Source organism: Peristeroidobacter soli, from assembly GCF_004138485.1.
Taxonomy (GTDB): domain Bacteria; phylum Pseudomonadota; class Gammaproteobacteria; order Steroidobacterales; family Steroidobacteraceae; genus Steroidobacter; species Steroidobacter soli.
Genome location: NZ_RYEV01000003.1, coordinates 773,250 through 797,154, shown reverse-complemented (window position 1 = coordinate 797,154; position 23,905 = coordinate 773,250). Strand labels below are relative to the sequence as shown.

18 protein-coding genes, 1 other RNA gene and 1 riboswitch are annotated in these 23,905 nt (G+C 63.0%); of the genes, 4 read left to right on the top strand and 15 right to left on the bottom strand.

The annotated features are described in order from the left end of the window. The 6 genes from EKO19_RS12310 to rsmI all read right to left on the bottom strand — a co-directional run bounded on the left by EKO19_RS12310 (position 1) and on the right by rsmI (position 5,477). Entirely contained in the window at positions 1-1,728 is a 1,728-nt protein-coding gene (locus tag EKO19_RS12310) for a peptidoglycan D,D-transpeptidase FtsI family protein (protein WP_129776704.1), read from the bottom strand. Next, positions 1,725-1,991 carry a cell division protein FtsL gene (gene ftsL, locus EKO19_RS12305; RefSeq protein ID WP_129776703.1) on the bottom strand — a complete coding sequence of 89 codons (267 nt, stop codon included), beginning with the start codon at positions 1,989-1,991 and terminating at the stop codon, positions 1,725-1,727. Before ftsL ends, EKO19_RS12310 begins: the two co-directional genes overlap by 4 nt. Continuing rightward, positions 1,988-2,917: a 16S rRNA (cytosine(1402)-N(4))-methyltransferase RsmH gene (rsmH, locus tag EKO19_RS12300; RefSeq protein WP_129776702.1), complete on the bottom strand. Its 930-nt coding sequence runs from the start codon at positions 2,915-2,917 to the stop codon at positions 1,988-1,990. Before rsmH ends, ftsL begins: the two co-directional genes overlap by 4 nt. A 9-nt stretch (positions 2,918-2,926) precedes the next feature. After that, positions 2,927-3,382 carry a division/cell wall cluster transcriptional repressor MraZ gene (gene mraZ, locus EKO19_RS12295; RefSeq protein WP_129776701.1) on the bottom strand — a complete coding sequence of 152 codons (456 nt, stop codon included), beginning with the start codon at positions 3,380-3,382 and terminating at the stop codon, positions 2,927-2,929. A gap of 795 nt (positions 3,383-4,177) precedes the next feature. Then, positions 4,178-4,558: RNase P RNA component class A (gene rnpB / locus EKO19_RS12290), an RNA gene on the bottom strand. 25 nt (positions 4,559-4,583) lie between these two features. Then, complete coding sequence (rsmI, locus tag EKO19_RS12285; RefSeq protein ID WP_129776700.1) at positions 4,584-5,477, bottom strand: 16S rRNA (cytidine(1402)-2'-O)-methyltransferase; 894 nt, start codon at positions 5,475-5,477, stop codon at positions 4,584-4,586. A 136-nt stretch (positions 5,478-5,613) separates the two neighbouring features. Between rsmI and EKO19_RS12280 the strand changes: the two genes are divergently transcribed. Then, positions 5,614-7,500: a penicillin-binding protein activator gene (locus EKO19_RS12280; protein ID WP_129776699.1), complete on the top strand. Its 1,887-nt coding sequence runs from the start codon at positions 5,614-5,616 to the stop codon at positions 7,498-7,500. 239 nt (positions 7,501-7,739) lie between these two features. Here the strand turns inward: EKO19_RS12280 and EKO19_RS12275 are convergent, their stop codons facing one another. Next, entirely contained in the window at positions 7,740-8,624 is an 885-nt protein-coding gene (locus EKO19_RS12275) for a DUF72 domain-containing protein (RefSeq protein ID WP_129776698.1), read from the bottom strand. A gap of 206 nt (positions 8,625-8,830) precedes the next feature. Here EKO19_RS12275 and EKO19_RS12270 point away from each other — a divergent pair, with 206 nt between their 5' ends. The 3 genes from EKO19_RS12270 to EKO19_RS12260 are packed head-to-tail and all read left to right on the top strand — an operon-like array spanning position 8,831 to position 10,207. Then, positions 8,831-9,223, top strand: a complete 393-nt coding sequence (locus EKO19_RS12270; protein ID WP_129776697.1) for a YraN family protein — start codon at positions 8,831-8,833, stop codon at positions 9,221-9,223. Beyond that, positions 9,204-9,389, top strand: a complete 186-nt coding sequence (locus tag EKO19_RS12265) for a CPXCG motif-containing cysteine-rich protein (RefSeq protein ID WP_129776696.1) — start codon at positions 9,204-9,206, stop codon at positions 9,387-9,389. Before EKO19_RS12270 ends, EKO19_RS12265 begins: the two co-directional genes overlap by 20 nt. Positions 9,390-9,436: 47 nt before the next feature. Then, complete coding sequence (locus EKO19_RS12260; protein WP_129776695.1) at positions 9,437-10,207, top strand: hypothetical protein; 771 nt, start codon at positions 9,437-9,439, stop codon at positions 10,205-10,207. Position 10,208: 1 nt separating this feature from the next. Here the strand turns inward: EKO19_RS12260 and EKO19_RS12255 are convergent, their stop codons facing one another. The 8 genes from EKO19_RS12255 to cobU all read right to left on the bottom strand — a co-directional run bounded on the left by EKO19_RS12255 (position 10,209) and on the right by cobU (position 23,892). Beyond that, positions 10,209-10,970, bottom strand: a complete 762-nt coding sequence (locus tag EKO19_RS12255; protein ID WP_129776694.1) for an inositol monophosphatase family protein — start codon at positions 10,968-10,970, stop codon at positions 10,209-10,211. 64 nt (positions 10,971-11,034) lie between these two features. Further along, positions 11,035-13,875 carry a serine hydrolase gene (locus tag EKO19_RS12250; protein ID WP_129776693.1) on the bottom strand — a complete coding sequence of 947 codons (2,841 nt, stop codon included), beginning with the start codon at positions 13,873-13,875 and terminating at the stop codon, positions 11,035-11,037. A 21-nt stretch (positions 13,876-13,896) separates the two neighbouring features. Further along, positions 13,897-16,557: a TonB-dependent receptor plug domain-containing protein gene (locus tag EKO19_RS12245; protein ID WP_129776692.1), complete on the bottom strand. Its 2,661-nt coding sequence runs from the start codon at positions 16,555-16,557 to the stop codon at positions 13,897-13,899. Positions 16,558-16,730: 173 nt separating this feature from the next. Next, a complete protein-coding gene (locus EKO19_RS12240) occupies positions 16,731-17,828 on the bottom strand; it encodes a helix-turn-helix transcriptional regulator (protein ID WP_129776691.1) in 1,098 nt (365 codons plus the stop codon). Positions 17,829-17,938: 110 nt separating this feature from the next. Further along, the gene (locus tag EKO19_RS12235; RefSeq protein ID WP_217705283.1) at positions 17,939-18,247 is read right to left on the bottom strand and encodes a DUF2149 domain-containing protein; all 309 of its coding nucleotides are present in this window, start codon (positions 18,245-18,247) and stop codon (positions 17,939-17,941) included. After that, positions 18,244-18,681 (bottom strand): MotA/TolQ/ExbB proton channel family protein, encoded by a 438-nt coding sequence (locus tag EKO19_RS12230; protein WP_129776689.1) that lies wholly within the window; start codon positions 18,679-18,681, stop codon positions 18,244-18,246. The genes EKO19_RS12235 and EKO19_RS12230 overlap by 4 nt, the downstream gene beginning before the upstream one ends. Beyond that, a complete protein-coding gene (locus EKO19_RS12225) occupies positions 18,678-22,910 on the bottom strand; it encodes a cobaltochelatase subunit CobN (RefSeq protein ID WP_129776688.1) in 4,233 nt (1,410 codons plus the stop codon). The genes EKO19_RS12230 and EKO19_RS12225 overlap by 4 nt, the downstream gene beginning before the upstream one ends. A gap of 166 nt (positions 22,911-23,076) precedes the next feature. After that, a riboswitch (cobalamin riboswitch) is annotated at positions 23,077-23,287 on the bottom strand. Between the two features lie 8 nt (positions 23,288-23,295). Next, positions 23,296-23,892 carry a bifunctional adenosylcobinamide kinase/adenosylcobinamide-phosphate guanylyltransferase gene (gene cobU / locus EKO19_RS12220; RefSeq protein WP_129776687.1) on the bottom strand — a complete coding sequence of 199 codons (597 nt, stop codon included), beginning with the start codon at positions 23,890-23,892 and terminating at the stop codon, positions 23,296-23,298. Positions 23,893-23,905: the final 13 nt, after the last annotated feature.

Genomic DNA, 23,905 nt, shown 5'->3' with positions numbered 1-23,905 from the left:
TCATGGATTGGCCTGAACCAGCGTCGTGGCAGGCACTCGATCGAGCCCATCGGGAGGCACGCCCATCAAACGCAACGCGCCCGCCATGACATTGGCGAACACGGGAGCGGCCACGTCGCCGCCGTAGAATTTCTTGCCGCTCGGCTCGTCGATCACGACCAGCGCCGCCAGCCGCGGATGGCTGGCCGGCACGACGCCACCGAACGAAGCTTTGTAACGGTCCTGCGAATAGGCGCCGCCGTCGGCGGTCCACGCCGTTCCGGTCTTGCCGGCCACGCGGTAACCGACCAGCGCGGCACGATTGCCGCTGCCTTCAGCCGACACGACGCTCTCCATCATTTCGAGCAGTTCTTTGGCAACACGCGGATCGATGACCTGCTCGCCCGGCACCGGCTCTTCGACCTTGCGCAATGTCACAGGCCGCTTCACGCCGTACGCACCGAGCGTCGCGTAAGCGCGCACCAACTGCAGCGGCGTCACCGACAATCCATATCCATAAGAGATGGTCGCCTGGCCGATCTTGCGCCAGTGCGAGGATTCATTGAGCAAGCCCGCCGATTCGCCGGGGAACCCGCTGCCCGTCACCTGACCGAAGCCGAACGCATGCAGCATGTCGTACATGGATTTGGGCGACAGGTTCATGGCCATCTTGGTCATGCCGACGTTGCTCGACTTCGCCAGCACCGTGGTCAGCGTGATCGGGCCGAGGTTGTGCTTGTCCGGAATTCGCTTGATGCCCACCTGCACGAAACCCGGCGAGGTATCGATGATGGTGTTGCCGTGATAGCGCCCGGACGCGACACCGGCGGCGGCGACGAACGGCTTGATGCTCGAGCCCGGCTCGAAGATGTCGGTGGCGGCACGGTTGCGATAGCGCGCGGCCGCGACTTGATCGCGATCGTTCGGGTTGTAAGCCGGCTGATTGACCATGGCCAGCACTTCGCCGGTTTCGATGTCGAGCACGATCACAGTGCCGGCCTTGGCGCCGTGCTCCTGAACCGCTGCCTTCAGTTCGCGATAGGCCAGGTACTGGATGCGCAGATCGATACTGGTGATCAGATCGCCACCCGGATGCGGCGCGCGGATGCTTTCGACGTCTTCCACCGTGCGGCCGAGCCGATCCTGAATGACGCGCTTCGCGCCCGCTTCGGCGCCGAGCCAACGGTCGTACGCCAGCTCCAGTCCTTCCTGACCGATGTCGTCGTACTTCTTGGTGAAGCCGAGCAGATGGCCCGTGACTTCGCCGGCCGGATAGAAGCGCTGGTACTCACGCTGCAGGTACACGCCGGGAATCTTCAATTCCTTGACCTGCGCGGCGTCGCTCGGGCGCATGTGGCGCACCAGATAGACGAACTCGCGATCCAGGTTGCTGGTGATGAGCTGCGTCACCCAGCGCTTGTCGCGATTCAAAGCTTCGGCCAGACGCGGAATCTGATCCGCGGCCTTCATGACTTCCGGCGGGCAGGCCCACACGGTGTCGACCGGCGTGCTCGCCGCCAACGGTTCGCCGTTGCGGTCGTAGATGCCGCCGCGATTCGCGGTCAGCTTGGCGATACGCGTGTAGCGAGCGTCGCCCTGGCCTTCCAGAAACCCTTCGTCGAGCACCTGCAAATCCACCGCGCGCGCGACCAGGCCGGTGGCAATCAGCACCAGCGTGCCGAGCACGAATCGCAGTCGCCCGCGATACTGCTCCGGAGAGAAATGTTTGCCTTCGTCGCGACGGATCATGGCTTCACGATCCGGACTTCGTCAGGCCGCGGCACGACCATCTGCAGATTCACGCGCGCTGCCTGCTCGACTCGCCCGTGCATCGAAAAAGCGCTCTGCTCCAGCTTCAACTGGCCCCATTCGATATCGAGCCGGTCGCGCTCCGCATTCAGACGCTGCAGCTCGATGAACAAACTGCGCGCCTCGTGCTTGCTCCACACGACAGCAATGGCAGCCGCAAGCAGCGCCATCCACAACACGGCCATGCCGAGCCGGTTGCTCATGCCGCCACCCTTTCGGCGACTCGCAGCACAGAGCTGCGCGCACGAGGATTCACAGCGACTTCCGCTTCGCTCGGATGAATGGCTTTACCGATGCGGCGCAGTTTCGGACGGGCGTGCGCAGGCACGTCGGGCAAGCCGGCGTACACGGGATCTTCCTGCGACTGCTCCTGCATGAATCGTTTGACGATGCTGTCTTCGAGCGAATGAAAACTGATGGCGCACAACCGCCCGTGCGGCGCCAATGCAATGAGGCTGCCGGCCAACGCGGCCCGGATTTCCTCGAACTCCTGATTCACCTGAATACGAATGGCCTGAAACGTACGCGTCGCCGGGTGTTTGCCCGGCTCCCACTTGGGATTCGCCTGCGAAACGATTGCCGCGAGTCGCAACGTGCTGACAATCGGCGCCTCGCGACGCGCACTCACGATGGCGCGCGCGATGCGCTTCGCAAACTTCTCCTCACCGAAATCGCGAATCACGCGAGCAAGCTCGTGCTCGGGCGTCTTCGCGATGAACTCCGCCGCGGTCGTGCCGGATGAAACATCCATGCGCATGTCGAGCGGCCCGTCCTGCGTGAAGCTGAACCCTCGCGCGGCGTCATCCAGCTGCGGCGACGACACGCCGAGATCGAGCAGCACGCCATCGATGGCGCCTGCCAGCCCCATCTGCGTCACCACCGAGCCCAACCGCGAAAACGCACTGCTCACCAAAGTCATCCGCCCATCGTTGGCGAAGCGCTCGCGCCCGGCCGCGATCGCCGCCGGGTCCCGATCGAATGCGATCACCGCTCCGTGCGGCCCGACCCGCTCCAGAATCGCGGCGCTGTGACCGCCGCGACCGAACGTTGCGTCGAGATAGCGGCCGCCCTCGCGAATATCGAGCGCGGCCAGCACTTCCTGCAGAAGCACCGGCGTGTGCGACAACATGGCCGGCCCTTACAACGACAACGATTCGAGCTCGGGCGGCAGCTCCTCGGCGGATTCGTCGACCTTCAGCCACTGCTCGCGGCTGTCGTTCCACAACGCCTCGTCCCACAACTCGAACCGGTTGCCCTGACCGATCAGCATCGCGGTCCGCGACAGCGTCGCGTACTCACGCAAGCTCGGTGGAATCAGGATGCGGCCGCTGGAGTCCAGCTCCAGGTCCGTCGCGTGACCGATCATCAATCGCTGCAGCCTGCGCGCGACCGGATTCAAGGTCGGCAGACGACGCAACTTCAGCTCGATCTCTTCCCACTCCGGCAGCGGATAAATGAGCAGACACCGGTCGGCGCGATCCACCGTCGCGATCAGCCGGCCGTTGGAGCGCTCCACGATGCGCTCGCGATAGCGCGTGGGCATGGCGAGCCTGCCCTTGCTATCGAGAGTGACCTTGTTTGCGCCCCTGAACATGCCCCATCAACCCACGTGTTCCCACTTTTTCCCACCGATTTGCACTATAGGTACCGTTGTGTCGCGGGTCAAAAAAATCTGGGGCATTTCCTGTTTAGCGACAGGCACTTAGAACGTTAAGCTGGGACCCACCCCGAAACTGGACAAAACTGGTCTGACAGAAATCAGTGGGTTAGGAAACGTTCTTTGCGTGGCGTTGCACGAATACCAGGGTTTGCCCGCACCTGTGATTCCAACCAGTACAGGGAAAACCTTAACGCGCGGAAATGCGCAATCGAGGGGCGGAAGGCGGCCGCTTAGAGGTTTAAATCGGGCCAATTGTGCTTGGCATTTTCGTCAGGAATTTATCGACAGTCATGGATAAATCGCCCAGTAGCCAGAGCTGCGGCCTGAACAGCGTTTATTTATTTTTAAAGGTTCTTTCGGAGGGCGTCGGTGGCTCGCGAAGGCCAGGATGAGGTTCCTCCTTCCGGCACCGGGCGCCGGCCGGAGCGCATTGCGCTCCTCACCGCACGTCCATGGTGAGCCCTGCTGTTTCGGCCCCGTCCCTGTGCCGAAAAGCTGCCGGAAGGAGGAACCTCACCCTGTCCTCCGCCGCTGGCGGTGGAGGCGAACGCCGGCCGAGCCGAGGTCTCCGTCTCAAGCCGTGGAGGCGACTGATGAAAGCGGCGGCGTTTGCTTGGCGTGGCAGCCCTAGCCGCCGAAGGCGGTGATGGGCGGGGTTAAGGAAGCGGCGCTGGCTTGCCATGGCAGCCCGAACCGCCGAAGGCGGTAATGGGCGGGTTCGAGGTGGGAAATTGGAGTCGGCCGATAAGCCGGGTTCTGTCGTGGACAACCATTCATCTGCGATACGCGTCACCGCGTACCTCCAGCGACCTACCCGGGAGTCTGTGTGGGCCACACATGCCACCCAATCCGAGGACTGGACAGCGCGCTCCCCTATTTGGTCTTGCTCCGGGCGGGGTTTACCGTGCCACCGAGTGTTACCACCGGCGCGGTGCGCTCTTACCGCACCCTTTCACCCTTACCGTCGCGTGGCCGAAGCCGCGCGCTTAGGCGGTTTACTTTCTGTTGCACTTTCCGTGGACTCACGTCCCCCAGGCGTTACCTGGCGCCTTGCCCTGGGAGCCCGGACTTTCCTCCACCCTTGCGAGCAGCGGTTGTCTGGCCGACTCCAGCGCGCATCATACCGAATCGCGAGCTATTCCTCGCGCTTGCCGCTCAATTGCATGGCCCGCGCGTACAGGTCGCTGCGTTTTTCCCCGCTCAGCTTGGCGGCGACTTTCGCGGCCTGCGATGGCGAGAGCTCATCCAGCAACGCGCGCAGCAGCTGATCCGCGTTCAGACTCTGCGCCGCGCTCGTCTCAGCGGGATTGCCGCTGACGATGATCACGATCTCGCCGCGTGACATATCGGCGTTTTTTTCGGCGATTTCGCTCAATTGCGCCAGCGTTCCGGTGTAGGTCGTCTCGAAACGTTTGGTGAGTTCACGACTCACCGACGCCGCACGCTCACCGCCCAACTCCGCCGCCATGTCGCGCAACACTTCGAGCAAGCGATGCGGCGCTTCGTAGAAGATCATCGTACGTTCTTCACTCGCGAGCGCACGCAGCCGCGCCACGCGAGCCGCGTTTTTCGCGGGCAAAAAGCCTTCGAAAACGAATCGATCGGTGGGCAATCCAGCGATCGACAACGCCGCGATCGCCGCGCATGGCCCGGGTACTACGGCAATCGAAACACCCCGCGCGCGCGCCATCGCGACCAGATCGAACCCCGGATCGCTGATCAACGGCGTGCCCGCATCGGAGACCAGCGCGATCGATTCGCCCGCGAGCAATCGTGTGATGAGCGTCTCGCTCTTGTGCATCTCGTTGTGTTCGTGCAACGAAGTAAGCGCAGTATCGATCCCGAACGCTTGCAACAATTGTCGGGTGTGCCGCGTATCTTCAGCTGCGATCAGCTGAACGCCCGACAACACCTCGCGCGCCCGCGCGCTGAGGTCGCCGAGATTGCCAATGGGCGTGGCCACGACGTATAGCGTTCCCGCCGCCACCTCGGTGCTAAAACCTGAGGCGATAAACTCACTGCCGGACATTTCGACTACCCCGAACTCGACGATGCCACTGGTCGCAAGACCAACTTAATCAAGCCGCTGCGCGAGGGTTTCACGATTGGGTATCCATAACTTCTATAATGCCGTCCGCGGCTCACGCCGAGAGGTTGCAGTGGAAATGAATGGCACAAAGACGGCTCGATTCGCGATGACCTGGATCGGCTCCATCATACTGGCGATCGGGCTCAGCGCATGCGAAGTCCAGCCCGTCGCCCCGGAAAGCCCGAGCGCTTCCGCCGACCGGCAAGTCGATCAGGCCGAGGCCCTATCCCGCAAGGGCGACCACAAAGGCGCCTCCCGCGCGTACGAAGCTCTGGCTGCGCAGTCGCCCGGCGACCTGCGCGATCGCTTCCTCCTGCGTGCCTCTCGCGAATCAGTACGCGCCGATGACACTGCGCAAGCCACGAACCTGTTGAATCAAGTCAGCCCGTCGCTGCCTCGCGCCGATTTTGGTCTGCGTTCGCTGGTCACCGCTGAGCTCGCGCTACGTGCCGGCCGTGGTGACAAGGCGCTCGCGGAGCTGGATCGCATTCCTCAGCCTATTCCCAGCGAGCTGTCGTCCGACGTGTTGGAGCTGCGCGCGCGCTCGTTGTTTGCTTTGAATCGCCCTGCCGCTGCGGTCAGTGCCGCGCTGGAGCGCGAGCGGGCGTTGACGAGCAAGGATGATATTCGCGCGAATCAGCGGATGATCTGGCAGGGCTTGCAGAAGAGCGCGGCGAGCAATGCTGATTTCACGCCGCCGGCCAATGCGAGTCAGACGCTCGCAGGCTGGCTCGATCTGGGTCGCGCGGCGCTCGTGACGGCGCGCAATCCGTTCGCGGCGAACGAAGACATTGCGCAGTGGCGCAGCCGCTATCCGACCCATCCGGCGAATTCGTTGATCACTGAAGACGTGCTACCGCAGCTCGGCGTCGGGCTGACTTATCCAACCCAGATCGCGTTGATACTGCCGCTGTCCGGCCGTCAGCAGGCGGCGGGCATGGCGGTGCGCGATGGTTTCCTCGCGGCATTGCTTCAGCAGGACGCGAGTCGCCGGCCGCTGTTGAATGTTTATGACTCGGCGGAAATGGGCGCGACCACTGCCTATCGCAAAGCTGTTACCGATGGCGCGCAGTTCATCGTGGGTCCGCTGACGAAAGATGAAGTCACGGCGATCGCCAGCTCGGGCGAGGTCTCCGTGCTGACTCTTGCTTTGAATCAGACGGCGGAGAACGTTGCTTCGCCGCCGTTGTTGTTTCAGTACTCACTCGACCCGGAAGAAGAGGCGCGACAGGTTGCTCAACGCGTGACGGCCGATGGGCGCATGCGTGGGCTGGTGCTGCTGCCGAATAACGAATGGGGTCAGCGCGTGTATCGCGCGTTCGATACCGAGCTGAAGACGCTGGGCGGCCAGATCGCGGGCATGAAGTTTTATGACCCGTCCGCGCGCGATTACTCTCAGCCCATCACTGAGTTGTTGTTGATCAACGAAAGCCGCGCTCGTGCGAACGCATTGTTCGCGACGCTCGGCACGCGAATGGAATTCGAGCCGCGTCGCCGGGGTGATGCGCAGTTTGTCTTTGTTGGCGCGCAGCCGGTGCAGGGGCGATCGCTGCGCCCGGGCCTGAAGTTCCATCTCGCCGAAGATCTGCCGATCTACGCGACGTCGGATATCTTCGAGCCCGACACTCAAGCAAACAATGACCTCGAAGGCGTGATCTTCCCGGACATGCCCTGGGTCATTTCCCCCGACGCCGCCTCCACTCAACTGCGCAGCGCCCTCACCCGTCACTGGCCCGTCCGCGCCCGCGGCCGTGGTCGTTTATATGCGTTCGGCTTCGATGCCTGCCGCATCGTGCCGCTCCTCAAAGCCGGCCAGTTCGGCTCCGCGCACGCGATTCCAGGCATGACAGGCCTGCTGTCCATCGACGAGAAAGGCCACGTCAAACGCGAGCTCGACTGGGCCCAAGTCTCCGGCGGTCGCGCGCTTCCGCTCGGCACTGCGGCTACCGCGTCGACACGGTAACGTCCGAACAATTCAGCGCCTGGCCGACGACGTGGCCACGCGCCGGTGTTCACATAGTCGATCGTGTCGCCGGGCTTGCTGAGACTCATCGGCACGCCGGCGAACTGGCCCATGGCGCCGCCGGCCGCCGCAATGGCTTGTCTTTCAGCGTCAATCGCGCCACTAGTGGCCTGTAACAACTGATTTCATACCGGTGGCATGGCGTTAGTTCAAATTCAGTTGTTACAGGCCACTAGAGTTTATTTCTTCCGGCGCGCCTCGACTGCGCTCGTGAGCGACAAGGCATTTCCTATCGCATGTCCGTGCGCGGTGTTATCGAAAATCGCCCACGCCTCGGTCGCTTTCGCGGCGGCGATTTGTTTCTCGAGCGTGGCGAGACACTCGCGCCCGTAATCCGAGAAATACTTCTGCGGCTGGCCATGCCAGCGGAAATACACCAGCCCTCGATCTCCGCCTGGCTCGTTCCCACCCGACCACAGCGGCGGATCGGCCGCGACCCGCGCAACGGAAAGTTCTGCGAGCAACCGCTCTGCCTTTTCGGAGCTCCAACTTCGATGGCGCGGTTCGCAGACGAACTTCGCATCGATACGTTTTCTCATCGCCTTGAAGAAACGTCGCGCGGCCGGCGCCTCGAACTCCAGTTTCGGCGGTAACTGCACGAGCACGACGGCGAGCTTCTTGCCCAACCCGTCGATCTCGTCCGCAAACTGATCGAGCACCTCGGGGTGAGCCCGCAGTTCACCCTCATGCGTAAAAACCTGCGGCGCCTTCACCGCAAATCGAAAGGTCTTCGGAACGCTTTCCGCCCAACGCGCATACGTTTGCGCGCGATGATGGCGATAGAAAGAGCTGTTGATCTCAACGGCCTGTAAACGCCGCGCGTATCGTTCCAGACGAGATCCTTCGCCCGGCAGCTCCGATCCATATCGCGACGGAATCGACCAACCCGCAACCCCGACAAACAACCTGCCCGGCACTTTCCTGACCGCGCGCTTACGCCGCGGCAGGGATGCCGGCCGAGGAGGCGTGGGCCTCTCCGCGTGCCTCCGCGGCTCGGATGACGACCGAGGAGGCGTGGTCGTCTGCGCGCGCCGTGTCGTTGTTGTTCGACCTTTGCTGGCCATTGCCGAGCCAACTCATCGTCCAGCCGTCGAGTTCCTCTCGACGACCTGGCTCGGGCGCGTCGGAACGCCCCCAGGCACCCTGGCTACACCAATCCGCCCTGGCGTAGTCATCGACTTAGCGGCCGTTTCATCGAGAAACGCCACCCTCTCGCCCCACTCCGTACCGGCACGCTAGTGCCGATATTTTCAATGCGGCGGAGTGGACCATGGACGATAGCGAACGCAAAGCCCTAGGCGCGCTCGGCGAGGAGCTGGCACTGGCTCACCTACTCGCACACGGCCTCAAGCCGCTCATCCGCAATTACCGCTGTAAGATGGGCGAGCTGGATCTGGTAATGATGGAAAGGGAGACTCTGGTGCTGGTCGAAGTCCGCTGTCGATCGAGCACCGACTACGGCGGCCCCGCTGCCTCGATAGATCGGCAGAAGCAGCGTAAGCTCGTGCTCGCCGCCGAGCACCTGTTGATGAAACGCGCCGAACTCCGCTGCCATCCGGCGCGTTTCGACGTGGTCGCCATCACCATGGGCGCGCCGCGAGCCAGAGTCGACTGGATCAGGAGCGCGTTCAGCCTTTCAGACCATGCTCGAGACCACTGCTGAAACCACCTGCCCCCATTGCGGCGAATCCATCACGCTGTTCCTGGACCTGTCGGTCGAATCGCAGGAATACATCGAGGATTGCTCCGTCTGCTGCCAGCCCATGACCGTTTATTACAGCGCCGAAGCCGGCGAGCTCACCGAATTGCGCGTGGCATCGGCGAACTGAGACGTCGCGCCTGGGGCGTGCCGGCCGCGAGCGGGTAAGGTCGGCGCATGTGGCGCAACCTCCGCATCCTGGTGCTATTGCTGATCCTGCTGGCCGTCGCGCTGAACCAGTACTTCGATCGCGTGTACTCGACGGACTGGAAAACCCCGTTGCGCGTGACGCTCTATCCGATCGACGGCGATGGCAGCCCCGTCACCACGCAGTTCATCGGCAAGCTGCGACCCGATCGTTTCGAGCCGTTGGAAGCCTTTTTCGAACGCGAAGCGAGCTTCCGCACCCTGCCCCTGCAGCGACCGATCGAATTCGAGTCCGCGCCGCAGCTGCGCGACCGGCCGCCGGCACTTGCCCGTGATGCCAACGTGTTCAGCATCATGTGGTGGAGCCTGCGCATGCGCTATTGGGCGTGGCGAACGCCGGACGGGCCGGGTGTCGCGCCCGACATCAAACTATTCGTCGTGTATCACGACCCAGCCGTCACGCCGACGCTCGCGCACTCGGTCGGCATGCAGAAAGGGCTGTACGGCGTGGTAAACGCGTTTGCGGATCGATCCATGATCGGCTCGAACGACGTGATCACCGCGCACGAGCTGTTACATACCTTGGGAGCCAGCGATAAATACGATCCGCGCAACAGCCAGCCGCTGAATCCCATCGGCTATGCGGAGCCCACCAAGCAGCCCCTGCTGCCGCAAACACACGCCGAACTGATGGGCGGTCGCATCCCGCTGACCAGCAGCACGTCGGAAATCCCCGAATCGCTGGACCAGGTCGTCATCGGGCCGCTGACCGCGACGGAAATTCGCTGGATCGAGCAGTAGCTCAGCTCAGCGCGCTCAGCACCGTCGAATGTAACTTGCCGTTGGCCGCGAGCACCGACGTCGTCTGCAACGTCAGCGCCTTGCCGTCCAGATCGGTGAACTTGCCGCCGGCGGCCTCAACAATCACCGCGCATGCCGCGATGTCCAGAATGTTCACATCCGACTCGATGACCACATCGATCTTGCCGGCCGCCAGCAAGTGATAGTGCAGAAAATCGCCGTAGCCGCGAATGCGATGAGCACGGGCCACGAGCTTGCCAAAACGATCCCAACGCGGCCCGCTCGCCAATGTTTTCAAGTTACCCGCCGAGATCGCGCCCCCCTCGACCGTATCGATCTCGCTGACTTTGATCGGCTTGTCGTTCAGCCACGCGCCCTTGCCGATCTCCGCCCACGCCAGCTCTCCATACACCGGCGCTGACGACACGCCGAGGATGAGCTTGCCACGATGCATGAGCGCGATCTGCGTGGAGAACATCGGATACTCGCGCACGAACGCTTTGGTGCCGTCGATGGGATCGACCAGCCACAGATACTCCGCGTCGATCGCGCTCTGACCCGTCTCCTCGCCGTAGAAGCCATGCGAGGGGAAGCGCGAGCTGATGATGCCGCGGATGACTTTCTCGGTCTCCACATCGGCATCGGTCACCGGCGTCTTGTCCGCCTTGATGGTGACCTTCAGGTTGTTCTGGTAGTAGCGACGGATGACATCGGCCGCGGCGCGGGCGGCCTCGAGAGCGGTGTCTAGGAACGGCGAGTTCATGGCGATAGGACAATGGCTGGGCGGTGGCCAGCCATTGTACCGATCGCGGGCCGATCCCGCCTGATCAGGTCCGGGGCGAGGCCGACAGCACGCGGCCCGACAGGGCCAGAGTCCGCTTGCCATCCTCGACGGCCGCACGGCCGTTCACCAGCACCTGCTCGACGCCGCTGGGATAGACGCTGGGCTCCAGGAAGGTCGTGTTGTCCTTCAATGTCGCCATATCGAGCACAACCACGTCGGCCTTCATGCCGGCGGCGATGCGGCCGCGGTCCTGAATACGAAGAATCTCCGCCGGCAAGCCGCTGGCCGAGCGAACCGCGTGCTCGAGCGAATCCACGCCGAGCTGTTGGGAGTAATAAGCCAGACGACGCGGGTAACTGCCGAAACAGCGACGGTTGGTATCCACATATTTCTTGTCGCCGACCGCTTCCTCCGGCAACACGATCCAGCCGTCGGTCGACGTCGCCGCCCAGTTCGGCTTGTAGAACGCGGCAATGTCCTCTTCAGCCATGCTGAACGAGCGCATGCGCGCACCGCCCGGCCAATTCGGATTGCCCTCCTTCTGCAAGGCGATGGCCAACTCGACCTGGTCGAGCCGGCGCATCTTCATCAATTCCGCGTAGCTCTTGCCCACGTACTTCGCATTGGGATAGTCGAGAATGCGCACGTTCTCGGGGCCGCCCTTGAGCGCCAGCTGATGTTTGACATCGCGGGCCAGATCGTCGCGTCGCTTGGCATCCGCCTGTTTCAGCACGGCGTTGAGGGCCGCGGTGTAGTCGAAGTTCTTGTCGTCTTCCTTCGGCCGCTGACCGTTGGTGATCGCCCAGCTCGGCAACGCGACGAACTGACCGTCCGAGCCGCTGCTGTCGTAGGGATATACGTCCATGAACACCTTCAGTCCGCGGTCGCGCGCCGCTTGCAACCGATCGACAATCCTCTGCGCCTGGCCGCGATAGCCCGGCCCCCATGCCTTCATGTGGGTGAACACGGCCGTCACGCCCGTCTGTTCGGCGACCGCCAATGTTTCATTGATGGAATCATCCAGCGTCGGTGGCGAGTCGCCATCCGAGCTCGGGCGATACCACATCGGTGAAATGCCCTGACTGCGCAAGTGAGGAATGAAGATGCCGTTGTACTCGGCGGCGACACGCGCCAGCTCGACTTCCTCATTCAGATCGGAGTACCGGGCGCTGAAATATTCCACGCCGAGCGACAGACCGAACGACCCCTCTTCCGCCATGCCCCGACGCAGAATCTCCTGCATCTGGCGAATCTCCTGCACGTTCGCCGGACGTTTCATGTCACCGGTCATCACCTGTTCGCGCAAGGCGTTGTGACCGTTGGTCAGCGCGACATTGATGCCGATGCCGGCATTGGTGAGCGCCAGGCGCTGCTCGGCCAGCGGCATGACTTTGCCGTCGGCGGTATGCGCCTGATAGCCGTCGGGATTGGACAGCGTCGTGGTCACGCCTTGAGCAATGTAGTTCTGCGCGGCCCGGCGGCGCGGATCCTTGGAGAGCAGGCCGACGTCACCATACTCATCGGCCGTATGCGCATGCAGGTCGATGAAGCCGGGCGTCACGATCTTGCCGGCGGCGTTGATGGTCCGAGCGGCAGTCGCTCCGGACAGATTGCCGACCGCGACGATGGTGTCGCCGCTGATGCCAACGTCGGCGGTGAAACGCTGATTGCCGGTGCCGTCGATGACGGTACCGCCTTTGATCAGCACATCGAAACGGCCGGCCTGAGAGGCCTGCCCGGCTGGCAGAAACAGTTGCGCCAACTGCTCGGCCGCGGCAGTGGCCTTGCCACCGCCTTCGCCGTTGATATGCAGAGCGATGACGACACCTTGGTCCTTGTAGTTCGCCAGCATGGACCCGGTGCCTTTGACGCTGCCGGAATGCCCCGCATAGGCGCGTCCCGCCAGGTCCTTGCCCACCCGCCAGATGAGTGCCTGCGTCTGTCCCATCGACGGCGGGACCTTGCCCGCTTTGAAATTCTTGGCTTGCTCGGGCGAGTACGGAATGTCGCGCGGCAGCTGCAAGCGATACATCTCCGCCAACGACGCGGCACTCAGCAGTTTCCCAGCATTGAGAGCCATCGCGAACCGCAGCAGATCCTCGTCAGTCGAGATCACGCCGCCACCCGCGTATTTGTAACTGACGTTCTCGTCCGGTGCGTTTTCCCACGCGCCGGTCTGCTTGTTGCGAACATAACCTTTGCCACGACGGGGGACGATGCGCGCGGGCACGTCGAACTGAGTATCCAGCATGCCGGCCGGCACCCACACATGCTTGCGCAAATACTCTTCGAAACCCTCGCCACTCGCTTTCTCGACTACGGCGTGCAGCAGATTGGTCGCGAATGACGAATACATCCAATACTTGCCCGGCTCGAACACCAACGGATCGTCACGCCAGAACCGCGTCGATTCCTCGATATTGTCGTACTGCCGGAACGCCAGCACATCGGCGGGGCCGAACTCGCCATCCTTGTAATGACGGATGCCGGACGTGTGAGTCAGCACCATGCGCAAGGTGATGGGCTTTTGTTTTTTGGGAAACCACGGCGCCCAGGTCTGCACCGGCGCGTCCAGGTCGAGCTTGCCCTGCTCCACCAGCTGCATGATGGCGACCACGGCCTGGGTCTTGGAAATGGAGCCGATGTTATGAACGCTGCGACCGTTCTGGACCAAACCGCTTTGCAGGTCGGAGACACCGACGCCGCCCGAGAACACGATGTCGCCATTGACGGCGACGGCCGCGGAGACACCGGGTGAACCGCTCTCGGCCTGCACACGTTTCAGATAGTCGTAGACCTGACCGGCATCGAAAGCCTGCGCGGCGGTAGCGAGAAGAACGAACCAGAGGGCAATGAACCATCGCCCTCGCTTTACTCTATTCATGAATACTCCCCCCGCGGAGCGTTAGAACTTCTTACGCAGCGACAACGTGACGAACTGCCCGACCAGATCGACGTAGGCGTAGTTGGTGGCCACGCCGCGCAGGAACGCAGTGGCGTAGAACGGCGCATCCTCGTCGAACAGATTGCGTACCGTCAAACCCACCGTGGTACCCGCCAACGCGCCATCGCCCCACGCGGTCTCGTCGAAATCCACCAGCAGGTTCAGATCGGAGGTGACATAGCTGCTGATCGCGCGATTGTTGTAGCGGGTGTTGTCCACGCCGCCGACATAGTTCGTCACCAGCGAAGCGCTGACCGGTCCGATTCGGTTCGCCAGCTGCAGCGCTGAACGGAAACGCGGCACTGTGCTGAACACCGCGGTGTACTTGCCCAGAGCGCTCTGCACTCCGTTGCCATCGGCGTTGTTATATTCGAACTTCGTCGTGTAGGTACTGTTGCTGCCAATGGTCCACTCGCCCCAGGCGGTATCGAACGAATACGTCAGGTCCAGATCGATGCCTTCGACGGTGCGAGTCGCCGCGTTCGCGACGCGCGCGACGACGCGAGTCACCCGCCCCACCGGCGCGCCGGCATAGTTGTCGCCCGGCGTGAGCGCTCCGGAACGGATGATTTCGCCGGGCGCGAGCCCGTTCAAGATGACCTGTTCGTCGGGCGTGATGAAGCCATCGGTCTGCTTCAGCCAGAAGCCGTCCACTGAAACGGTGAGCCCGTCGATGAAGCTCGGGCTGAACACCACCCCCAGGTTGTAGTACTTGCCGTTGCTGGCATCGAGATTGGGATTGCCGCCGCCTTCGGTCTCCATGTCATAGCGCAGCGGGTTGCCGTTGGCATCGAGGATCAACGGATCGAAATAGGGATCGACGTTGACGTCGCCTTGCGGCGTGAGGTCGGGCAGGTTGGGAGCATAGAAACTTTCGCTGTAGGAGGCGCGCACCAGCAGATCGGTATCGGCCAGCGGCTTCCATCGAAGCGTGGCGCGCGGCACGGTAGCGTTGCCGAAGTCGCTGAACTCTTCGTGGCGGACCGCGAGGCCCAGGTCCAGCTGCTGTAGTGCCGGCGCCGTGAAGTCTCCGCCCGCCAGAGGAATATTCACCTCGGCGTAATAAGCATCGACCGAGCGCGACAGCGCAGCGCTGCTGTCATTGAGGAAGGTCAGCGAGGCGGCATCCCGAAACACGTTCAACGACTCGTCCAAGAGCTGCGAGAAACCGTTCTTACGGAATTCGAAGCCCACCGCGGCGGCGAGCGGGCCGGCGGGCAGTTCAGCGACCGGGAAACGAGCCACGCCTGTCAAAGAACTCACATATGTTTCATAGGTGCGCGAGAAGCGGGCGCGAGCCGGAGCGAGCTGATCGGCGGTGACGGCGGCATTGCCGAACAGGTTGAGCGCGCCCGCGTCGGTACGTGCCAGTTGCTGAAGAATCAGGGCACGGCTCAGTCCGTCATGGCTCTGCACGTCCCGGCGTTGATAGTCCGAGTACGCGATTTCGTAGTTCACGCGGCCGATTTCGCCCCGGACACCGCCGACATACATGGTGATGTCCATATCGGACTGCATCGCCTCCAGCGGCCGCTCCTGGCGGCCGTCGGCGGTGCCGTAGTCGAGCAGATAACTGACGGTCACGTCCTGTCCGAACGGATTCCAGTAGTTGCTCGCGGGCACGCTGTAGTTGAGATACGTGCCGCGATGGTCGACGTAGCCGACGTTGGCGTGCTTGTATAGAAAATCACCGAACAGTTCGATGCCGCTGTCCGCCAACTCGTAGACGCCGCGCGCATACAACGTACCGGCTTCACGGTCGTTCTGCAGATTGTTGGGTTGACGCTTGTCGATGAGCTGCGAGTACGCCGGCACATAGTCGCTCGCCGAGGTTCCCGTCTGGCCGACGCCGAAGCCCGGCGCTAGCATGACGTTGCTGCCGTTGTTCAACGTGATCAGGCCGGGGTTGCGTCGTTGCGAGCGCAGGTCGAGCCCGCCCCAGGGGCGCTGGTCGTCGCTTGCGCCGAGCGGATGCTCCAGGCTCAGGATCGCGTCCTGCTTCTCGTATTGTCCGGACAACAGGAAGCTGCCCTGCTCGCCGCGACCGCCGCCGATGAAAGAGATCTGCCCCTTGCCGCCGTCGCCGTAGTGTGTGCTGTCGCCGTAGTTGGCGCTCACTTCCATGCCGTCGAACTTGTCACGCAGGATCACGTTCACGACACCGGCGAGCGCGTCCGAACCGTACACGGACGATGCACCGTCCTTGACGACCTCGATGCGCTCGACGGCCGCGAACGGCACCAGGTTCAAATCCCTGCTGCCGACGCGACGGCCATTGAGCAGCACGAGCGTGTATTCCGAACCCAGGCCGCGCAGGTTGACTTGGTTGGCGTTGCCGGCGCCGGCACGCGTGTCGTTGTCCGCTTGTCCACCGAAGAAAGGTTGCGTGGACAGAGCTTCATACGCAGTGGTCACGCCGCGCTCGGTGAAGTCTTCCGAGCTCAGCACCGTGATGGGCACCGGGCCGTCTTTCACCGAGCTGGTCGCCAGATTCGAACCGGTGACCATTACTTCTTCCAGGACGGGCGCGTTGCCTTCGTTGCCGACGTTCTGCGCGCCGACCGGCGCGACAGCAAACAACGGTAACGCATATGCGCCGAGCGTTCGAAACGCGAACTTCATTCCTTATTCTCCAGCGGCCAGGGTGCAGGCGATTCTTCTACGAGGCTGCTGCGCTCATCATCAAAGAAAACACCCAAAGACGGGCGCGCTGGCGAGCGGCTCGAAGTCCCGAGGCGCGGGATGAGCGTTGCGGAGAATATAACTTCACGTCGTGCACCGACGTGAAGCAGAAGTTACGACAGAACTTTCACTAACTGTGCACGACACACCAGGCCGAGCTTGCCGAATACGGCGTTGAGCTGCGATTCGACGGTGCGACGTGAACGTGACAACCGTTGGGCGATCTGTTCGTTGCGCAGCCCCTCGGCGACCAGCAACGCGACCTTTCGCTCGCTCGGCGAGAGGCGCCCGAGAATCTCGCTGGCTCGTTCCCGCTGCGGCAGCCGCTCGTTGGTCGCGGAGAAATGCAGCACGTAGGCGGGCTCCGTGCGCATCATCGCGTCGGATTCTGCATCATCCACAGTGACCGTCAGATCGGTATCGACCGCGTGCCGCAACGACTGCGTGTCGTCGACGCCGGCGCTGCGGCGGCTGTCGATGGACTGCACCAGGTCGGCAGGCAACTCATCCGCCGGCTGCTCCGTGCCGGGTCGTCCCGAAGATGCCTGCGCCCAGCGCGAGCACAATCGACGTCCTTCCGGCGTGGCGAACAGCACGCGGCCGCGTCGGTCGGTCAGGATCACCGCCGCCGTGGAGCGGCTCAACGCCTGCTCGAGCGCGAACGATTTGAAGCGCTCGCGCTCGAGCGTGCGCAAACGGTGCAAACCGGCGTCGATCGCTGGATAGATTTGCTGGAGCAGCGCCAGTTCGTCGGAGGAAAAGCGAGACTGGCGCGCGCTGCGCCGGATGCTGAACACGGCTTGCGGGGCGGTTTCGTTCCAGAACGCCAGGTGCACGAACTCGCACCACTCATCCGAGCCCGCCTCCTGCGCGATCCTGCGCTCGTGCGCACGCGGATCTTCGTCGGCGATCTGAGAAAAGGTGTAGAGCTGGACCTTGGGATGCGTGGCCAGGAACGGCTGCGACACCGTCAAACTGGTCGCCGGCACGTAGCCCGGCTGTAGCGGCTCCTGCACGTGATGGCGGGCGGTGACCGGCCGATAGTCGTCGATGCCGAGCATCAGGCTGCACGAATGATGGTGCAGGGAGGACTGCATCAGCCGCACGCTGCTCTCCCACAGCCCCTCGATATCGACGGCCCGATGCAAAGATCCCAGCGCATCCACCATCGAGCCCCGGCTGGCAGCCGCTCGCGTCTCGGTCATCATCATCGCAGTCTCCGCAATTGCCACTTTCCAGCCGCGGAGAGCGGCACTGGTGGGCAATGCGAGAATGCAGCGCCGGCCTGGAGCTTGGCAAGCCGCGGGGGTACGCCCGGCGACTACTCCCCGACCAGGATCAGTTTGCCGGTCTCGGGATCCCGGTAGACCTGGCCCACCGGCTGCATGCCGGCGCCGGCCGCCTGGCCCTTCAATCCCTCCGGCAGCTCGGCAAGTTCGCGTCCCGGCTCAACGACTTGCTTGCCTCCCTCGGCGCTGCCGGAGCGGCTGCTGAACACCGGTTGAGCCGACACCAGCGCCACGATCAGCCCGCAAATGAAGACCAGCATGATGTCCACGAGGTTGACCAGCGACGCCTGCGGATCCTCGGGGGTTTCGTCAAATCGCGCACTACTCCAGCGCCGCCTCACGACTGCGCCTCCCACCGCCCGAGGGCTTCGTCGTACCACCGGCGCCGCAGCCGGCCAATGATGAAGCCGACCACCCCGGCCGCCAGCCCGAGCACCGTGGCATCGAAGGCCGTGAGCATCGCCTCGGCCAGCAGGTTCAAATTGCCGTTGCTGAGCGCGGTCAGACCGGGCCCGAGGGAGATCAGAGTAGCCATCAAGCCGAGCATGGGAGAGGTGCGGGTGAGGATGTCCGCCCGCTCGATCCGGCGATGCGCCCGACGCTCGACCGCGCCGACATCGGTCGGCCGTTCACGCCGGCGCAGCAAGCCCCGCTCGCCGAACAACACGCCGATATCGACGCACGCGAGCGCGACACAAGCAAACAATCCGATCACGACCGGCGTCAGCAGCAACGGCACCAGCGAGTGGGTCCATTGCACGATCAATGAGTTCATACGGAACGTTCCTTGGGAATGTAACGTCCGCGGACATATCCAGCGGACAGCAATACCGCGATACCGAGCACGATGACCACCAAAGCCCGTGGCGATCGACCGCCCGCACCCTGAGCGTCAGCCGTCTGCTGCCTGGTCTGGCTTTCCTGCGCTGCTTGCAACTCCGTCATCGTCGTCGGCGATGAAGCAGCCTTCGCATCCACACGCGCGCGTTCGAGCAATTGTTTGAGCGGCTCGATCTGATCGGCACGCAGATACGGCTGCACATATTGGAACACCGGATGATCGGGCTGCGTGTGACCGCTGCCGGGCAGGCCATGTTCGAGCAACAGATCGACCCACTTCTGACTGAGCTGCTGCAACGTAGCTTCGTCGGTCTGCCAGAATTGTTTCTCGGCCGCGACCAGCAGGATGGCCATCATGTTGGTCTTCACGTGCACGTTGGAGCCTTGCTCCAGAAACTGGTCCAGGCCCAGGTGATGTGAATCGTCCACGTACACCTGTTTGACCTCGTCCCAGGCCCAGCTCTTGATCACGTCCGGGTTCGTGACCTGCCAGCCCCACAAGTACTCCATGAATTCGCTGCCCATGGTGCGCGCGCCGGCATAGCCATGCTGCATCAACGGTTTGATCCACGCCGGATTCAGATAACGCCCGCGCAACTCCGTCAGCAACGCGGTCGGCAACGGCTGCATCGTCGGCAGCGACGGATTGGAATGATCGGCGACATGACTGGCCGGCACGCGACCGCTCAACGTTTCCACGGCCAGACTCAGGCCGCCGAGATAGTCGAACGCGTCGTTGTTATCCATCAGGCCGTACAGATTGCTGGAGCGGCCCAAATAGGTGTTACGCACCTCGCGCAGATTGCTTTTCAACAGTTCCTGTTGCGCCTGACTCGTGCCATCGGCGGAGTACGCGTGACCGATGCGATCGATATAGATCTTCGCCAGCTCCTTACGATCGTGCCAGCTCCCGGAGCGCTCCACCGCGCGGTTGATGCCGGCGCTATAGTCTCCGGGCGAAGTGCCGAACACACGCAGGCTCGCTTGCTTACCCGCGTCGGCACGACTCAAGCCTTGCTTGATCAGCGCGGATGTTTCATTCACCCAATGGCGTGCGACATGGTTTCGTGTCAGCGGCTCGTCGCCCGCGTTCGCCATCGGTCCTAACGGTTCCAGCGCGGCACGCAGTGCCGGCGCGAGATCGGGACGACTGCGTTCGATGGTACGGCGGCTGCCATCCAGCGCCAGCAACACCGCCTTATCCAACCACACGATCTGCTGACCGAACAAATCGCGGAACAGGCCCGACGCGACGAACACGGTGTCGGCACGTTGGCCGACGTCGTTCAGCGGCTGCCGTTGCAGGCCGGCCACGATGCCACGGCTATTCCATTCCGGGGCGATGCCCAGCAGTGACAAACCGAAGCCCACCATCGCGCCTTCGTCTCGCACCGAATCCGACGCCCACAGGATGACCGCTTCCTTGCCATCCTCTTTGACTTTGGCGCGCGCTTCGGTTGCGAGCTTCGCGCCCAGCGAATATCCGAGTCGCGACGGAATCAGACTGTTGTCGAGACCGTGAAAGTTGCGTCCTGTCGGCAGCGCCTCGGCATTGCGAATCGGATCGTTGCCCGGCCCGGCGGGAATGAATCGACCGGAGAGACCGTGCAGCAGCGCGCGCATTTCGTTTTCCGGCGAGCTCTGGAGGTTCTGACGCAGCACTCGGTCGCCCGGTTTCGCTTTCATGGACACCAGCATCGTGTCCAGCGCTTGCCTCTGCCAGGGCTTGCCGAACACATGCAGACCCAGCGGCATGAAATCTTCCTGCAGGTGAGTGAGATAGTGGCCGATCTCATGCACCAGCAGCTCGTCGTCGGTCTGCTCGAACGAAATGCCACGCACCTTCAGCTCGGCATCCATGCTCGCGGTCAGCGCGTCTTTCAAATGCAACTCATCGATGAGCGCGCGCATCGATGACGCTGCCTGCTTGCGAAGTGCCGGGTTGTTGGACGACTCGTAACTCTCCACGAGCTGCCGGAGACGCAACAGATCGTCATAGAGCGGCGTCGCGGTCAGCGGCGGAATCAAATGGTCGACCATCACCGCAAGACCGCGCCGCTTGGCCTGCAGCCCCTCGCCGACGCCATCGACGATGTAGGGATAGATGCCCGGAATGTCGCCGGCAATCAGCGCCGGATAATCGAGCTCGTCCTGCCCGACCCCTTTGCGCGGCAGGAACTCATACGTCGAATGACGCCCCAGATGCACGATGGCATCGGCGTGGAACTCGTGGCGCAACCAGAAATAGAACGCCAGATACTGATGCGTGGGTGGAATGCTGGTGTTGGCGTGAAGCAGCTCTTCGTTCAACTCCCAGCCGCGCGGCGGCTGCGGACCCACGAAGATATTCCCGAAGCGCAAGCCCGGCAGCACCAGCTTGCCTTTGTTCACCATCACGTTGCCAGGGACCTCTCCCCAGCCGCGCAAGCCTTCGACACCCGTCGCTGCAATCGCGCGAGTCAGCTTGTCGATGGTCGCTTCGTTGCCGCCTTTGGTGAGCTGCGTCTCGTAAGCAACCTGCAACTGCTTGACCAGATCCAGCGCGCGATCACGCGCCGGATGCTGAGCGCCTTCGAGCAGATGCTCGATCTCATGCAGCGTTCGAGTGATCTGACCGCGCGCGTGCTGAGGCAAGCGCGCAGCCTGTGCTGCCTGAACATTCGCTAGCAAGAACGCCAGCGGGCCGCCGGTCATTTCCTTCTGCAACGGCTGAGGCAACGTTGCAAACCATTTCCCGTACTGTTCCGTGCTGACGTTGGTGACACGGGTCGCCATCGAGCGCAGCACATCGCCTTGCTCCGGAAGATTCACGCCGTCCTGTTGCAGCCTCTCCAGCAGTTCCGCCGACGTCGCTGGCAACGGCCCGGTGTCGTAGCCGTCGCGCTGCAACGCTCGCAGGATTTCCAGCAACGAAGCGGGCACGTCGAGATTGTCGGCACCGATGTTGTGACGACCCGGCGGATGGTTGTAGTAAACGATGGCGACGCGCTTGTCGGCGTTCCTGGTTTTCTGTAAACGCGTCCAGCGCTCGATCCGCGCCGTCATCTGTTCCACTTGCGACGGAATGGCCGCAGTCCGCGTCACCGCGATGCCAGTCAATGAATCCAACTGAGCAGCGGCTGCGGCAGCGATGACGATCGGCTGACTGATTCCCTGCAGCTCCGGCATGGCCACGCGGTAGTAAACACTGTCCCAAGCCAGGCCCTGCTCGGACATGCGCCAGCCTTCAGCCGTCACATCGTGCAGTCGGAGTGCCTTGAGCACAGGCACATCGAGCTGCTCGAGTCGACGAGTGGCCCCGGCACGATCACTGCTGCCGCCGATGATGAAGTCCTGCACGGACACGATCGCGCCCAAGCGAGCGCCGACCTTGCTGCCAATGACGCCGAGCGCATCGCTGCTCGGCCTGCCCCAGCCCGCGAGCACGGTGAGGCAGTCCAGCTCGCGCGCCGCCAGCGAACGACAGATCGATTCACTCAACGTGACATCGGCGTGCTGATCTTCGAGCACGGCGACGACCGGTCGATCACCGGAGATGCGCAACGTTTCAGCCGTCGACCACTCATCGCGATAGTGAAATTGCATGGGCAACGCGTCTTCAACCGGCTTGATCGCCGCCGCGGCCGCCTGGTCCTGCTCGGAGAGCAACAACGCCAACAGCGAAATCAAGTTGGACTCGCCCCGGTTCTGCCAATAAGCGCGCGCTTGAATCCAAGACGCCAGTCGGGGATAGCGCTGAACTGCAGCAGCAACAGCGCTCGCTCCGGCATCTTTCTCGGCGGTCAATGACGAGAGCTCCGCGTAGCGCGGATCTTCATCGATAAACAAATGTTTGGCGCGCCATCGGCTTTGCCGCCCGAGTCCAGGATCGCCGGCGACCGCGATGATTTCTTTCGCGCGCGTCGTGGCGAGCTGCGCTTGAATGCGCTGAGCGGTTTCCTTGAACACCGTCGCCAGCAACAGTGCATCGGCCCCGCCGATCAGCTCCTGCAACTGCGCATCGCTGAGCGCGTCGACCTGCGCAGTCGTGCGAAATATCAGTCGATGATCGGGCAGGCGCTGGTTGAAATCACGCGCGGCCTGCGCGAGATCGCCGGAGTTGCGCTCGGAAACGACCGCAACCAACGTCGCCGCGGACAATTCGGCGGCGAAACAGGCAAGCATCAGGAAACACAGTCCGTGAAACCAACGGACGAGGGAATGAGGCGGCGATCGCACGACGGGACCTGCACAAGCTGACACACCACACGATGCGATGGCCTTCAGGCACCGCTCCGTGAACCTGTCGCCGCTGCAGGAATTCCCGCTCGTTCAGCACACCCCGGCTGCACGAAGACGACCGCGACGAGCTGGTCTCCTGGCTTGCGGCTAGGAACAGGTTCCCTGCCTGCGCATCACCTTCCCAGGCATTCACCCAGTGGTTGCTCCTCACAGTCGGGAGCGTCGATGGCGGCACCGCTTACAGTTGCGGGGGCAGCCCGGGCATTGCACCCGGTTCCCATGACTCGTCGTTCGCGCGCACCTTGCGCGAAAAGGCTCACGTCGTCAATCAACCGGCCCGGAAGCGCTTGATGGGCACGGCAATTCCGGCGACCACCAGCGTCACTTGATCGCACGCCGCCGCCAGCATCTGGTTCAAACGTCCTTGTTCATCCTGAAAACGCCGCGCCACCGGCGCGAGCGGCACGATGCCCATGCCGACCTCATTCGAGATCAACAACACCTCAACGCGCGCTAATGACAGCCATTGCAGGAATTTATCGCGCTCGGCTTGCCAGGCCGGCAACGGCGCGGTCGGCGCATCTTCGCGAAAATCCTGGAGCAATGCGTTCGACAGCCACAGGGTCATGCAGTCCACGACCACGATGCTCGAGGCCTCCTGCCCGGCCAACGCTTGCGCAAGACCGGTCGGTGCTTCTAAGGTGCGCCACGTTGCCGGCCGCTCCGCCCGATGTAACGAGATGCGATGCTGCATCTCCTGATCGAGCGCCTGCGCCGTGGCAACATAGGTGACATTCATGCCGCGCGCCGCCGACAGCGATTTCGCCAGCGCGATGGCATGAGCGGTCTTCCCCGAACGCGCCCCGCCAATGATCAGGCGCCGCCCGACCGAAGCCCGCTCACCCGATCCGTCATTCTCGACCATTGCCCGCACTCAC